The organism is Bradyrhizobium sp. C9 (genome assembly GCF_002532045.1).
GTDB lineage: Bacteria > Pseudomonadota > Alphaproteobacteria > Rhizobiales > Xanthobacteraceae > Bradyrhizobium.
The window spans coordinates 259,079-272,795 of the sequence record NZ_NWTG01000006.1; the positions used below are offsets into that span (position 1 = coordinate 259,079).

Sequence of the window (13,717 nt, forward strand, 5' to 3'; positions counted from 1 at the left end):
AGGGAACGGAGGGAGCTCAGCAAGCGGACCCGCAGGCCTAGCCGCCCTTGCCGTCGTCGTCCTTCTTCTTGTCGGCGGAGGCGGCGTTCGAGGTGTCGTCCGGCAGGCCGTTGTCGATCTTGGCCTGGATCTTCGGCAGCTCTTCCGGCTCGGGCTTGAGGTCGCGCGCATGCGCCCACTGGAACTTGGCTTCCAGCGTGCGGCCGACGCGCCAGTAGGCGTCGCCGAGATGGTCGTTGATGGTCGGATCTTCCGGCTTGAGGTCGATCGCGCGCTCGAGGTTCTTCACCGCCTCGTCGTAATTGCCGATCCGGTAATAGGCCCAACCGAGCGAGTCGACGATGTAGCCGTCGTCAGGACGCTGATCGACGGCACGCTTGATCATCTTCATGCCTTCGTCGAGGTTGATGCCCTGGTCGATCCAGGAATAGCCGAGATAGTTCAGCACATGCGGCTGCTCGGGCTGCAGCTCGAGGGCCTTGCGCATGTCGGCCTCGGCCTTGTTCCACTGCTTGGAGCGCTCCTCGCAGATGCCGCGGTAGTAGTAGGTGACCCAGGCATTCTTGTCGCCGCTGGAGGCCGGCAGCGCGTCGATCGCCTGCGAATAGGTGGTGGCGCAGTCGGCGAACTTCTTGCGGCCGCGCTCGATATTGCCGAGCGCCAGGATCGCCTCGATGTCCTTCGGCTGATCCGCGGTGACTTCCTTGAGGATCTTGATCGCCTCGTCGCTGCGGTCGGCGGCGTCGAGATTGGTCGCGAGCTGGATCTGCGCGTTGCGCTTCAGCGGCGAGGACGCCGGCATCCGCTCATAGACCTTGATCGCCATCTGCGGCTTCTTCACCGATTCATAGAGATCGGCGAGCGACAGCAGCGCCAGCGGATGGTTCGGCTGCAGATAGAGAGCAAGCTGCAGATAGACCAGCGCGAGGTCCTCACCGCCGCGGCGGGTCAGCGTCGCGCCGATGCCGTACAGCGCCTCGGCGGCGCCGGCCTGCGGTGAATCGATCAGCGGCGGAAGCTTCTTGCCGGCCTTGGTCTCCTTGATGCCCTCCAGCACCAGCGGATGACGCGGCAGCTTCTTGTCGAACGCCTCGTACATCGCGGTCGCGGCGGCGGCATCCTTGTTGCGCGAAGTCCAGCGCGCATATTCGTCGACCGTGCGCAGCATCGAATCGTCGAGCTTGTAGACCTTCTCGAAGCGGGCGCCGGCGTCCTTCTCCTTGCCGGACAGCTCGTAGATCATGCCGGCGTGCAGATCCTTGAAGATCGGATACCATTCGGGGCCGGTCAGCTTGTCGATCGAGGCGACCGCGCCCTTGCTGTCGCCGGCGCCATAGGCGGCCCAGGCCGACAGCAGCGTCGCCACCAGGTCGGTGATCGGGCCGCGGACCGACTGGTTGATGTTGGACTGCGCTGCGGCGTATTTCTTCAGCTTGAGGTCGCGCACGCCGACCACGAGGCGGGCGACGCGGTTGGCCTTGTCCTGGGTCAGGATGCGGTCGGCGAGTTTCACCGCCTCGTCGATGTCGCCGTCGGCGAGCGAGGAGATGAAGGCGCGGTCGAGCAGCTCGGAATTCTTCGGATCGGTGCGCAGCGCCGAGCGGTAGAACGCCGCGGCCGAGGCCGCATCGCGCTCGACACTGGCGTGGCGGGCGGCCAGATAGCTGCCGGCGGTGGTCAGCGACTTCAGGTCGGTCTTGCTCGGGAATTGCGCGGCATTGTCGGTCGGATGGTCGGGCGTCTGCGCCGCAAGCTGCGCAGGCACGGCAAGCGCCGCGGCAGCAAGAACGGCAATCGTCAGGCGGTTGAATCGGGTGGACAGCATCACGGTCGCCTTGCTCCAGGGGTTTAAGGCCACGAAGGATTTACGGCCAAGATCTTCGCGACAAGATCCTGCGATCAGTCTCAAAATGCGAACCCAAGCGGCGGCATCCCGGCGAGCGACAATGCCGCTTTTGGCGTTTATCCGCAAGGATCGCCCAGAGGTAACCCATGCCGAATCGATTGGCAGATTAGGCCGTTAGGCCTGCCGATCCAGCCAGCCCACCGCAAGACCCTCGCACTATGGCGGTATCGTGACCGGCCCCGGCATATTCGCGTGCGGAAGCAAAATGCGCCGGATACTGGCGCCGCAACCCCCTGTTCCGCGTCTCCGGCGGTGCAATCCGGCCGCTCCTAACGAGGAAAGCCCGAGCGGAGGCTGCGGCAGGTTGGCGGCGGCCTCACGCAAATGTGGTCGGCCGCATCAGCCTTACCCTTCAATCGCCTCCGGGCCTTACATCGCCTCGTAGTTCGGCCCGCCGCCGCCCTCCGGAGGAACCCAGGTGATGTTGCCGTTGGGGTCCTTAACGTCGCAGGTTTTGCAGTGGACGCAGTTCTGGGCGTTGATCTGGAAGCGCGGGGCGGCGCCCTCCTCGACCCACTCATAGACGCCGGCCGGGCAATAGCGGTTGGAGGGACCGGCGAACACGTCGTGCTCCGACGTCTTCTGCAGGTTCATGTCGGCGACCTTGAGATGGACCGGCTGATCCTCCTCATGGTTGGTGTTGGACAGGAACACCGACGACAGCTTGTCGAACGAGATCTTGCCGTCCGGCTTCGGATAGGCGATCGGCTGGTGCTGCTTCGACGGATCGAGCGTCTTGCGGTCCGGCTTGGCGTGCGACTGGGTGCCGAACAGCGAGAAGCCGAGCGTGTTGCACCACATGTCGAAGCCGGAGAGCGCCATTCCGAGCAAATTGCCGAACTTCGACAGCAGCGGCTTGGCATTGCGGACCTTGAACAGGTCCTTGCCGATCGCGGACGAGCGCCAGGCATTCTCATACTCGACGAGCTCGTCATTGGCGCGGCCGGCGCCGAGCGCGGCCGCGACATGCTCGGCGGCGAGCATGCCGGAGCCCATCGCATTGTGGACGCCCTTGATGCGCGGCACGTTGACGAAGCCGGCGGCGCAGCCGATCAGCGCGCCGCCCGGGAAGGAGAGCCGCGGCACCGACTGATAGCCGCCCTCGGTGATGGCACGCGCACCATAGGCGAGCCGCTTGCCGCCCTCGAACAGCTCGCGGATATCGGGATGCGTCTTCATCCGCTGGAATTCGTCGAACGGCGACAGGTACGGGTCGGTGTAGTTCAGATGCACGACGAAGCCGACCGCGACGCGGTTGTCGTCGTAGTGATAGAGGAACGAGCCGCCGCCGGTCTTGTCGTTCAGCGGCCACCCAAGCGTATGCTGGACCCGTCCCTTGCGGTGCTTGGCCGGATCGATCTGCCAGACCTCCTTCAGCCCGATGCCGAATTTCGGCGGCTCCGAGTTGGCGTCGAGCTTGTAATTCGCGATCAGCTGCTTGGTGAGCGAGCCGCGCGCGCCTTCGGCGAACAGCGTGTACTTGCCGAGCAGCTCCATGCCGCGGGTGTAGGAATCCTTGTGGCTGCCGTCCTTGGCGATGCCCATGTCGCCGGTCGCGATGCCGCGCACCGCGCCCTTGTCGTCATAGAGAACTTCGGCGGCCGCAAAGCCCGGATAGATCTCGACGCCGAGCGCTTCCGCCTTCGGCGCCAGCCAGCGGCAGACATTGCCGAGCGAGCCGATGTAGTTGTGATGATTGTGCATCAACGGCGGCATGATGAAGTTCGGAATGCGGAACCAGCCTTGCGACGTGGTCCAGTAGAACCGATCTTCCTTGACCTGGGTCTTCAGCGGACAGTCGGCGTCCTCGCGCCAGTCCGGAACGAGCTTGTCGAGCCCGACCGGATCGATCACCGCACCGGACAGGATGTGCGCGCCGACCTCGGAGCCCTTCTCCACCACGACGATCGAGAGCTCGGGATTGAGCTGCTTCAGCCGGATCGCGGCCGACAGGCCCGACGGGCCGGCGCCGACGATGACGACATCGAATTCCATAGACTCGCGCGGGGGAAGGTCTTCAGCACTCATGATCTTGATCTCAGCCCATTGAGAACGCTTCTAAGCTTTTCAAAAGTCGTTGTTTCCGATTTTTGGCGGAAGGACAACCATGGAATTGCGCTCCCATGGCTTTGCACGGCCCGGATACCCAGAGAGAATAATCTTTTCCGAAATCGAGCCTCCACTTTTCTCCGCCATGCTCTAGATTGCGCCGATGGCCCTGATGCCCGAGCCCACCCCTACACTGCAGCAATTGCTGGCCTTTTACCTCGAGGCCGGGGTCGATTGTGCGCTTGGCGACGAGCCGATCAACCGGCTGGAAGAGCCCGAGCCAGTTCCGGCCCCGGCCGCGCCGCGTCCAGCCGCGCTCAATCCGCTGCGCCCGCCACCGATGCCGGCCGTTCCGCGCAGCGAAATCACCATCGCGCCGGACGCCGCCATCGCCTCCGCGCGCGAAGCGGCGCGCACCGCGCCGACGCTTGAAGCCTTGCGCACGCTGATGGAGACGTTCGACGGCTGCGCGCTGAAGCACACCGCGACCCGGCTGGTGTTCGCCGACGGCAATCCGCAGGCGCGTGTGATGTTCGTCGGCGAGGCGCCGGGCCGCGACGAGGACATCGAGGGACTGCCGTTCGTCGGCCGCTCCGGCAAGCTGCTCGACCGCATGATCGCGGCGATCGGGCTCGATCGCAGCAAAGCCTATATCGCCAACGTCATCCCGTGGCGGCCGCCGGGCAACCGCACGCCGACGCCGCAGGAGACGCAGGTGTGCCTGCCCTTCATCCAGCGCCATATCGAGCTGGTGGATCCCGACGTGCTGGTCACGCTCGGCAATCCTTCGACCCAGGCGCTGCTCGGCACGCGCGAGGGCATCATGCGCACTCGCGGCAAATGGATCGACTACGACACCGGCACGCGCACGATCCGCGCCGTCGCCACCTTCCATCCGGCCTATCTGTTGCGCTCGCCGTCGTACAAGAGATTGTCGTGGCAAGATTTGCGCGCGATCGCGAAGGTGCTGCAAGCGGCGATGGCGTAGCGCTGCTTGGCTCGCCTGCCCTACGAGGCATTGTCCGAAAGCACCTGCGTCAACCCATAGCGCTTCGCCAGCAGCCGTGCCAGCCATTCGCGCTCGACCTCGCTAGCCTGCGAGGCGAGTTCGAGGCGGTTGGCGCCCATATCGATGGTCAGGCGATTGCCGGTGTCGGTCTCGCGCAGACGCAGCGTCTGCAATTCCTGCCGATCGAGATCGGCCCGCGTTCGCCTGGCAAATAGCGACTTCCAAGCATCCTGCCTGCTCTTGTTCCGCCCGTAGGTATTGAATTCGGGCGGCGGCGTTCCGGAGTCGTAGGCGATGCTGCCGCGCTTCAGCTGCAGTGTTTCCGGTGCCGAAGGGCGGAAGATCCGATAGGCCGTCAACGCCGCAAAGAAGCCGCCGATGGTCCAGGCGGCCAGCCAAAAGATCAGGAATGGCGCGGCCTTCCCTGCCATCAACTCGGACGCGGCTGACTTGAAGCCCATTGCCCAGAGGCCCAGCCAGCACACCAGGAACGCGCCGCCGAAATAGCGCGAGGCATTGCGCTTCGCGCGGATGATGATGGTCGGCTCGATACCATCATGACTGATCGAGATCTCGGAGCCGGCCGGCGGATTCAAGTCCATGCGACGCCTCTCTCAGAATGTCTCGGGCGATTACCCCTTCGGCCGCACGATCGCCCAGCCGATCCGCAGCACCGGCTGCCTTCCATTGACCAGCCGGTCGAACGATCGCGGCACTTCCGGCACGAGGCCGGGGAAGCGCTGCGCGAGTTCGGGCGGCGGCGTGCCGGCGGTGTCCTGCGCGCGCCAGACCACGACGCCGCCGGTCTCGTTGAATTTCGCCACCGACAGCCAGGGCGTCCGTTGCGGCGCGGCGTCGAGCAAAAGATGCGGACGGCGCCCGTTCATCGCGATCAGGCTGGCGAGCTCGGGATCGCCGGCAACCGCGCGCAGGCGCTGGTTGGTACGACGTTCATAGCTGTCGTCGAAGAAGCGTCCCATCGCGGCTGCCGGCAGCGAGGTCGGCACCTCGGTGGTGCTGGTCCAGGGCAGGAACAGCGCCGCCGCCAGCGCGACCGCGGCGGGCGCGCCGACGGCGAAGGCCCACACCGAGCGCAACAGCCGCTGCCGCCTGAGATGGATCAGATCGCCGGTCGCGACGACGACCGCGAGCCCCGACATCAACAGCGCCACGCCGGCGCCGCCGAAGGCGCGATCCAGATCGAACAGCCCGGAGACGAAGCTGCTCACGATCGCCGGCGCGAACGCGAAAAAATAGACGAAGTGCTGCGCCAGCGGACTGACCGGCGGACGGTAGATGATCGGGGAATCGTCTCGGTCGCGGGCGAACCAGCGCGAATTGAGGATCGCGAGCAGCGCGATCGCACCCGTCGCCACGATCAGCCCGCCGAGCACAACGCCCCAGCGCAGCGCCCGCGCCTTGAGATCGGCGAGCGCGGGCAAGGCCGGCAACGCCAGCACGTCGGCGCGGACCAGCCAGATCAGATAGGGCAGTGCCAGCACGATGATGACCAGCAGCGCATAGAGCGGATCGACCGCGCGCAGCGTGCGGCGCCCGCGCTCGGTTGCGACCGCAAAGCCGACCACGAGCAGGATCATGCCGAGCGCCGCCGGCGTCGTCAGCAGCAGGAGGCCGCAATCGATCGACCAGGCGAACCAGGCGGCGCGACGGTCCTGCCCGATCAATTGCCAGGAATGCAGCAGCAACAGCGCCCACAGCGGACGCGCCAGGATCAGCGGGCCGAACTCGACGCTTGGCGAGGAGAACACCACGACTGTCATCGACAACAGCACCGCCAGCACGCCCTGCGGGCCGCCAACGATGGCCCGTGCCAATTGGTAGAAGGCGATAAAGGTTGCGATCTCGCAGACCTGCGCCAGCAGATAGACGCCGAACACGTGATTGCCGGCGGCGCGGAAGGCGATGTCGGCGAGCCAGAACGAAAGCGGCGGCCCCATGTCGGTGCCGACCTGATATTCGCGGCCGAAGGCGAGGACGGTGGCGAGATTACCGGGCGGGCTGCCGTAGAAGATCAGCGGCAGCAACAGCCAGATCGCCGCCTGCACCAGCACCACGACCCACACCACGAGGCGCGGCCGGGCGCGGATCAGTTCGACAACCAGGGAGGTAAACCGCATGAAACGCCCGAAATGCCCCAGCCACCCGTAGCGGCGTCATCTGATCCCGAGGGTTTTGATAAACGGCGGCGGCGGTGGAGGCAACCGGGGCGGATGGGTCCACGGTGCAAAGTCAAATACAGAGGTCATGCCCCGCCACCGGGTCGCGCGAACGCGCGCCCGATGACAGGCTCCGGCGGGACATCCAGTACGCTGCGGCCATGGAGTTAGGCACGGCCGTCTCTGGAATACTGGGATCGCCCGGTCAAGCCGGGCGACGACAGTGTTGGGTGGGTTGGAGGCGGTGCGCGCTACGCCGCTTCGGATGCAGTAGTCTCGCTTTCGTTGTCCACCGTGAACAGATCGGGCTCGGCCGCGACCGGGAAATGCTTCAGTCGCGCGGCGACGACGGGGGCGAAGAAGCTGCGGTGGTGGGTGCTGGGGCCGAGCCGGTCCAGCGCCTCGAGGTGCTCGGGGACACCATAACCCTTGTGCTGCTCGAAACCGTAGCCGGGGCAATCCAGCGCCAGCGCGCACATCAGGCGGTCACGCGTCACCTTGGCGATGATCGAGGCCGCCGCGATCGAGGCCACGATGCCGTCGCCGCCGATGACGGCGTCGCAGTCGCAGGGCGTGGCGAGCTTGTCGCGGCCATCGACGAAGACGTGCTGCGGCATTTCCGGCAGCGCATGCACGGCGCGCGCCAGCGCCCACAGCGAGGCGCGCAATATATTGTCGCGGTCGATTCGCGCCGGCGAAGCCACCGCGACCGAGAACGCTGCGGTGGCGCAGATCTCCTCGAACAGTTCCTCGCGCCGCTCGGCGGTCAACCGCTTGGAGTCATCGAGCCCCTTGGGAACGCGGTTGGGGTCGAGCACCACCGCGGCGGCAACCACCGGACCTGCCAGCGGACCGCGCCCGGCCTCGTCGCAGCCGGCGACCGGCCAGATCCCACGCTTGATCAGCGCGCGCTCACGCCGAAAGCTCGGCCGCGTCACGGCGATCACGCGCTTGCCCGGCCTGGCTGATTTGGCCGGCGCCTTCTTCGAGGTGGTCTTTGACGCGCTTTTGGACTTGTCCCGAATCATGCGGGGATGGTGATCAAGCCGGCTCCGCGGCGCAACCGGGAACCCGGCGCCCTTCCCCGTTATTCAATTCGGCTCGCTCTAATCCGGGATGGACACCCGCCCGCTCTCGAGAACCTCGAAGCCCGGCGCACGCACCACTTCCCAGGCGTGGCCGTCGGGATCGCCGAAATAGCCGCAATAACCGCCATAGCTGGTCGGCTGCGCGGCCTTGAGCAGTTTGGCGCCTTTCGACAGCGCGAATGCCATCACGCGATTGACCTCGTCATCGTCGTTGCAGTTCCAGGCAATCGCAACGCCATGGAATGCTGAAGGCCGCGGCTGATCCGGCAGCCCAGCGTCGTCGGCGAGCAAATGCCACGGGAACAGCCCGAGCACGCTGCCGCCGGTGTCGAAGAAGGCAACCTCCTCGCCGGTCGCGCGCATCTTTCTGGTGAAGCCGAGCGATTCATAGAAGGCGATGCTGGCGCGCATGTCGCTGACGCCGAGCGTGAGGACGGTGAAGCGGGCAGTCGGGGCGTTACTCATGGTGGCACTCGCTGTTTTGACTTCTTCTTCGTAGCCCGGATAGAGCGAAGCGTAATCCGGGAAACTCTGACCGTTGACGCAGGTCCCGGATTTCGCTGCGCTTCATCCGGGCTACGGGCCTCACCTAGAACAGACTGAGTTGCTCCCCGCTGCGCTTCGGCTTGGCGAAGTGATCCGTGGTCAGCTTGGTACGGCGCTTGTTGAGGCCGAGCTTCTCGCAGGCGATCTCGAAGCGGCGGCCGATCATCCAGGCCATCGGGCCGGTGCCCTTCATCCTTGTGCCCCATTGCGAGTCGTAGTCGCGGCCGCCGCGCATGTCGCGGATCAGCGTGAAGACATGGCGGTAGCGGTCGGGATAGTTCGCCATCAACCATTCGCGGAACAGATCGCGCACCTCGAGCGGCAGCCGCAGCAGCACGTAACTCGCCTCCCTGGCGCCGGCATGGGCTGCGGCATCGAGGATGCGCTCGATCTCGGAATCGTTCAGCGCCGGAATAACGGGCGCGACCATCACCGTGGTCGGGATGCCGGCATCCGCGAGCCGCTTGATCGCCTCGAGCCGCTTCGACGGGGTCGAGGCGCGCGGCTCCATGGTGCGGCCAAGCTTCGGATCGAGCGTCGTCACCGAGAGCGCGACCTTGGCGAGATTGCGCTTGGCCATCCGCGCCAGGATGTCGATGTCGCGGGTCACCAGCGCCGACTTGGTGACGATGCCGACCGGATGGCCGGCGCGCTCCAGCACCTCGAGGATGCCGCGCATGATTTTGCGGTCGCGCTCGATCGGCTGATAGGGATCGGTGTTGGTGCCGATCGCGATCATCCGCGCCTCGTAATCGGGCGCCGCCAGCTCCTTCTCGAGCAGCGCCGGCGCATCCGGCTTGGCGAGCAGCTTCGATTCGAAGTCGAGCCCCGGCGACAGGCCGAGATAGGCGTGGGTCGGCCGCGCGAAGCAATAGACGCAGCCATGCTCGCAGCCGCGATAGGGATTGATCGAGCGGTCGAAGCCGATGTCGGGCGAGTCGTTGCGGGTGATCACCTTGCGCGAGGTGTCGAGCGCCACGCTGGTCGAAAACGGCGGCAGGTCTTCGAGGCTCTGCCAGCCGTCGTCGAAGGCAACCCTCGCCTCGGCCTCGTAGCGGCCACTGGCGTTGGACTGCGCGCCGCGACCGCGCCGCCGCTCGCGTTCGATCGCAACCGCAAGCTCGGGAAAAGGGGCAGGAACAGGTGAAGGTGCACCCGCCGGGTTATCGGAGGGCGCCGTTACCGGCGGGTGCTTGAGGGCATGAGAGGATGCTCGGCTCATGTTTTGAAGCTAACACAGCTTGAGAACAAATCAAGAACATGAACTGAGAAAATCCACAAAGTGATGGCGTAAAAATCTGCAGGCGAAAAGGCTGCTTTGAATATGACAAGGTGATAACACGGCCTGAGTTTCTCCATTGTTTGAGCCATCGAAGCCTCAAAGTTCATGCTGAGCGTGATCATTCCCACCGACGGAGTCGAACGCACCGCGGTCGCAACGCTGGCCGCGCTGGTGCCGGGCGCAGCCGCCGGCGTGGTCCGTGAGGTGCTGCTGGTCGACCGCACCGATACCGACGTGATCGAGCGCGTCGCCGACGTCGCCGGCTGTCACTTCCTGCGTTTCGAGGGCACGCGCGCCGCGGCGCTCGCGGCGGGCGCACGGCAGGCGCGTTCGCCCTGGCTGATGTTCCTGCATCCGGGCGCGGTGCTCGATGCCGGCTGGATCGAGGAGACCACCCAGTTCATCCAGATAGTGGCGGCGAGCGGCAAAGACCGCGCCGGCATCTTCCGCTACGCCCGCGCGCCCTACACCGACCCCGGTTTGCGCGACGGCCTCAAATTCGTCGCCCGGATGATCACCGGACCCTCGGCCGAACAGGGCCTTCTGATTGCGCGCGAGCATTACGAGCGGATCGGCGGCTACCGCCCGGACGCCCGCCGCTCCGAGGCGCGCCTGCTGCGCCGGCTCGGCCGCTCCTCCCGCACCATGCTGCGCAGCCGGATCATGGTGGCGTAAGGCATAATTCAAGCAAATCAGACACCGGTTCGCGCGAAGAAGACCCGCGAGAAAGCGCTTGCGATTTATTTGATTCCGTCAAATAATATGTTTGATGAAATCAAATTCCCATGACACCGCCCTCGAGAGCCAGGTCGCCGCGGTGCGCGGCTTCAGCCGGTTCTACACCCGCAAGCTCGGCATCATCGAGCCGAAGCTCTTGCACTCGACATTCACGCTGCAGGAAGCCCGGATCATCTACGAGCTCGCGAATCGCGAGAACTGCACTGCGACGGACCTGGTGCGCGATCTCGACCTCGATGCAGGCTTCGTCAGCCGCACGCTACAGGCACTGCAGCGCCGCCAGATCGTGACGCGCAAACCGTCAAAGGTCGACAAGCGCGTCAACGAGGTGGCGCTCACCGCCAAGGGCCGCACTGCTGCCGCCGACCTCGACCGCCGCTCGCGCAGCGAGGTCGGGGCGCTGCTGAAGCAGATGGACGGCAACCGGCGTGCGGCCGTGGTGCGCGCGATGGGTACGATCGAGCAGTCGCTGGAGCCGTCTGCCGAGAAGCCGGCGGCCGTCCTGCTGCGCAGTCACCGCGTCGGCGACATCGGCTGGGTGATCTCGCAACAGGGACGGGCCTACGCGGAGGAATATGGCTGGGACATCAGCTACGAGGCATTGGTCGCCGAGATCTGCGCGCAGTTTCTGCGATCGTTCGATCCGGCCTGTGAGCATTGCTGGATCGCCGAGGTCGACGGCGAGCCGGTCGGCTCGGTCTTCCTGGTCAACGGCGGCAACGGGATCGCCAAGCTGCGGCTGCTGGCGGTAGAGGAGAAGGCGCGCGGGCTCGGCGTCGGCCGCGCTTTGGTCGAGCAGTGCATCCGTTCCGCACGCGAGATGGGCTACAAGAAGATGACGCTGTGGACACAGAGCATTTTGGTCGCCGCGCGCGGCATCTATGCGCGCGCCGGCTTCGAGCGGGTCAAGGAAGAGAAGCACCACAGTTTTGGCGTCGACCTGGTGGGGGAGACCTGGGAGTTGGAGCTTTAGGCGTCCCCCCGAAATGACGTGGGATGACGGCTAAGCGCTCGCGCCCTTGGCCTTCGGGCGGCGCAAATGTTCATCGAGCCGCGGCATGATCTCGACGAAATTGCAGGGCCGCGTCCGGTAGTCGAGCTGCGCGGCCAAAATGCCGTCCCAGCCGTCGCGGCAGGCGCCGGGCGAACCGGGCAGGCAGAAGATGAAGGTGGCGCCCGCCACACCCGCGGTGGCGCGGCTCTGGATCGTCGATGCCCCGATCTTGGCGTGGCTCAGCATGTGGAAGGCGATCGAAAAGCCGTCCATCCGCTTCTCGAACAGCGGCTCGACCGCCTCCGGCGTCACGTCGCGGCCGGTAAAGCCGGTGCCGCCGGTGGTGATCACGGCATCGACGCCCGCGTCCGCGATCCAGCGCCGGATCACCGCGCGGATCGCCTCGACGTCGTCGGTGACGATCTCGCGCGCCGCGAGCTTGTGACCGGCCGCGGTGAGACGGTCGGCCAGCGTGGTGCCCGATTTGTCATCCGCCAGCGTGCGGGTGTCGGAAATCGTCAGCACCGCGATGTTGAGCGGGATGAAGGTTTTGGATTCGTCGATCGAAGACATGGCCTGCTCTCTCGCTCCCTCTCCCGCTTGCGGGGGAGGGCTGGGTGAGGGTGTCACCGCAAGTCATATAGTGGAGAGAGCCCCCACCCGCATCGCATCTGACGATGCGATGCCACCTTCCCCGCAAGCGGGATCGAGACCGCGGCTACGCCCGGCGATCAATCAACGCGGCTACCCCCCGCCGAACGTGTTGCAGGCCTGCACCGTGCCCTGCTGGTAGCCGGTCATGAACCATTGCTTGCGCTGCGCGGCCGAGCCGTGGGTGAAGGAATCAGGCACCACCCTGCCCGTCGCCTGCCGTTGCAGCGTGTCATCACCGATCGCATTCGCCGTGGTCAGCGCGGCGTCGATGTCGCCGGCCTCGAGGAAGCCCGGCCGCTTCTTCTCCTCGCGGTTGACCCAGACGCCGGAGAGACAATCGGCCTGCAACTCGACCTTGACCTGAAGCGCGTTGGCCTCGGCCTTGCTGCCGGCCTGCTGCTGCAGCCGGTTCACGCGCGGGATGATGCCGAGCAGGTTCTGGATATGATGGCCGGCCTCATGCGCGATGATATAGGCCGCGGTGAACTTGCAGGCGTTGCCCGAGCAGCCGCGGAAGCGCGTCTCGACCTCGCGGAAGAATCCGGTGTCGAGGAAGATGGTCTTGTCCGGCGGGCAGTAGAACGGTCCCATCGCCGACTGCGCCATGCCGCAGCGGCCGCCATTGGTGGCGTTGCGGAACAGCACGATCTTCGGACCCTGGTAAGACTGGCCGCTGGCTTGGAATATCTCGCTCCAGCGATCGTCGATTTCACCCAGGATGCCGGCGATCATGCTGCCCATCTCGTCGGTCGGCGCGCCGCGCTTGGCCTGCCCGCCCGACGACTGCCGATCGGTCTGGTAGGTCGGCGCCTGGCCGCCGCCGGTGAGAATTTCGGCGCCGCCGATCAGGATGCGCGGATCGATGCCGAAGGCATAGCCGAGCAGGCCGAGCACGATGACCGTGCCGATGCCGAGCCCGCCACCGCCGCCCATCGGGATCCCGAAGCCGCCACCACCGCCGCCGCCTCCGCTGTCGTCGCGACGGTCTTCGATGTCGTCGCTGCGGCGGAAATCATCATAGCGCATGGCGGTTTCCCTTCATTCCAGTCGGCGCCCCAATGCGGGACACACCAACCTAAAATTTCCATTCTGTTAATCAATATCCTGCCCGGCAAAAATTGCCTAGTCGTTAGACGCGCATCCTTCGCGCTGCGGACCACTGCAGGCAGCGGGCAATTTACCGGCCGAATCGTGCCGGTTTGATGATCCGCAAAATTTTTCGTCGAACGCGCTGATGTTGCAGCACAACGCCAACGACACCGCGCCATGCCGCG

12 protein-coding genes are annotated in these 13,717 nt (G+C 65.6%); 3 read left to right on the forward strand and 9 right to left on the reverse strand.

The window, feature by feature from the left end:
* Nucleotides 1-37: 37 nt before the first annotated feature.
* Complete coding sequence (locus tag CO675_RS16120) at nt 38-1,825, reverse strand: tetratricopeptide repeat protein (protein ID WP_097672873.1); 1,788 nt, start codon at nt 1,823-1,825, stop codon at nt 38-40.
* A gap of 450 nt (nt 1,826-2,275) precedes the next feature.
* Nucleotides 2,276-3,934 (reverse strand): electron transfer flavoprotein-ubiquinone oxidoreductase, encoded by a 1,659-nt coding sequence (locus tag CO675_RS16125; protein WP_097672874.1) that lies wholly within the window; start codon nt 3,932-3,934, stop codon nt 2,276-2,278.
* 190 nt (nt 3,935-4,124) lie between these two features.
* Here CO675_RS16125 and CO675_RS16130 point away from each other — a divergent pair, with 190 nt between their 5' ends.
* On the forward strand, nt 4,125-4,943 hold the full coding sequence (locus CO675_RS16130; protein ID WP_097673005.1) for a uracil-DNA glycosylase: 819 nt from the start codon (nt 4,125-4,127) through the stop codon (nt 4,941-4,943).
* Nucleotides 4,944-4,963: 20 nt separating this feature from the next.
* Here CO675_RS16130 and CO675_RS16135 read toward each other — a convergent pair whose 3' ends face one another.
* The 5 genes from CO675_RS16135 to CO675_RS16155 form a co-directional block, all read right to left on the reverse strand.
* Nucleotides 4,964-5,566: a hypothetical protein gene (locus CO675_RS16135; RefSeq protein WP_097672875.1), complete on the reverse strand. Its 603-nt coding sequence runs from the start codon at nt 5,564-5,566 to the stop codon at nt 4,964-4,966.
* A 30-nt stretch (nt 5,567-5,596) separates the two neighbouring features.
* On the reverse strand, nt 5,597-7,102 hold the full coding sequence (locus CO675_RS16140) for a glycosyltransferase family 39 protein (RefSeq protein WP_097672876.1): 1,506 nt from the start codon (nt 7,100-7,102) through the stop codon (nt 5,597-5,599).
* 290 nt (nt 7,103-7,392) lie between these two features.
* On the reverse strand, nt 7,393-8,169 hold the full coding sequence (gene rnhB / locus CO675_RS16145) for a ribonuclease HII (protein ID WP_097672877.1): 777 nt from the start codon (nt 8,167-8,169) through the stop codon (nt 7,393-7,395).
* 78 nt (nt 8,170-8,247) lie between these two features.
* Nucleotides 8,248-8,694 carry a VOC family protein gene (locus CO675_RS16150; protein ID WP_097672878.1) on the reverse strand — a complete coding sequence of 149 codons (447 nt, stop codon included), beginning with the start codon at nt 8,692-8,694 and terminating at the stop codon, nt 8,248-8,250.
* Between the two features lie 124 nt (nt 8,695-8,818).
* Nucleotides 8,819-9,997 (reverse strand): PA0069 family radical SAM protein, encoded by a 1,179-nt coding sequence (locus CO675_RS16155; protein WP_097672879.1) that lies wholly within the window; start codon nt 9,995-9,997, stop codon nt 8,819-8,821.
* Between the two features lie 165 nt (nt 9,998-10,162).
* Between CO675_RS16155 and CO675_RS16160 the strand changes: the two genes are divergently transcribed.
* Nucleotides 10,163-10,732, forward strand: a complete 570-nt coding sequence (locus CO675_RS16160) for a glycosyltransferase (RefSeq protein WP_097672880.1) — start codon at nt 10,163-10,165, stop codon at nt 10,730-10,732.
* 94 nt (nt 10,733-10,826) lie between these two features.
* A complete protein-coding gene (locus tag CO675_RS16165) occupies nt 10,827-11,768 on the forward strand; it encodes a bifunctional helix-turn-helix transcriptional regulator/GNAT family N-acetyltransferase (protein WP_097672881.1) in 942 nt (313 codons plus the stop codon).
* Between the two features lie 30 nt (nt 11,769-11,798).
* Here the strand turns inward: CO675_RS16165 and moaB are convergent, their stop codons facing one another.
* Nucleotides 11,799-12,362, reverse strand: coding sequence for a molybdenum cofactor biosynthesis protein B (moaB, locus tag CO675_RS16170; RefSeq protein ID WP_097672882.1), 564 nt, complete (start codon nt 12,360-12,362; stop codon nt 11,799-11,801).
* A 171-nt stretch (nt 12,363-12,533) separates the two neighbouring features.
* Nucleotides 12,534-13,469, reverse strand: coding sequence for a KPN_02809 family neutral zinc metallopeptidase (ypfJ, locus tag CO675_RS16175; RefSeq protein WP_097672883.1), 936 nt, complete (start codon nt 13,467-13,469; stop codon nt 12,534-12,536).
* Nucleotides 13,470-13,717: the final 248 nt, after the last annotated feature.

Bases quoted from the DNA above. Each gene is read 5' to 3' on its own strand.
- CO675_RS16150 (WP_097672878.1), bottom strand. From the start codon at position 8,694: ATGAGTAACGCCCCGACTGCCCGCTTCACCGTCCTCACGCTCGGCGTC.
- CO675_RS16135 (WP_097672875.1), bottom strand. From the start codon at position 5,566: ATGGACTTGAATCCGCCGGCCGGCTCCGAGATCTCGATCAGTCATGAT.
- CO675_RS16140 (WP_097672876.1), bottom strand. From the start codon at position 7,102: ATGCGGTTTACCTCCCTGGTTGTCGAACTGATCCGCGCCCGGCCGCGC.
- CO675_RS16160 (WP_097672880.1), top strand. From the start codon at position 10,163: ATGCTGAGCGTGATCATTCCCACCGACGGAGTCGAACGCACCGCGGTC.
- CO675_RS16165 (WP_097672881.1), top strand. From the start codon at position 10,827: ATGAAATCAAATTCCCATGACACCGCCCTCGAGAGCCAGGTCGCCGCG.
- CO675_RS16155 (WP_097672879.1), bottom strand. From the start codon at position 9,997: ATGAGCCGAGCATCCTCTCATGCCCTCAAGCACCCGCCGGTAACGGCG.
- moaB (WP_097672882.1), bottom strand. From the start codon at position 12,362: ATGTCTTCGATCGACGAATCCAAAACCTTCATCCCGCTCAACATCGCG.
- CO675_RS16125 (WP_097672874.1), bottom strand. From the start codon at position 3,934: ATGAGTGCTGAAGACCTTCCCCCGCGCGAGTCTATGGAATTCGATGTC.
- ypfJ (WP_097672883.1), bottom strand. From the start codon at position 13,469: ATGCGCTATGATGATTTCCGCCGCAGCGACGACATCGAAGACCGTCGC.
- CO675_RS16120 (WP_097672873.1), bottom strand. From the start codon at position 1,825: ATGCTGTCCACCCGATTCAACCGCCTGACGATTGCCGTTCTTGCTGCC.
- rnhB (WP_097672877.1), bottom strand. From the start codon at position 8,169: ATGATTCGGGACAAGTCCAAAAGCGCGTCAAAGACCACCTCGAAGAAG.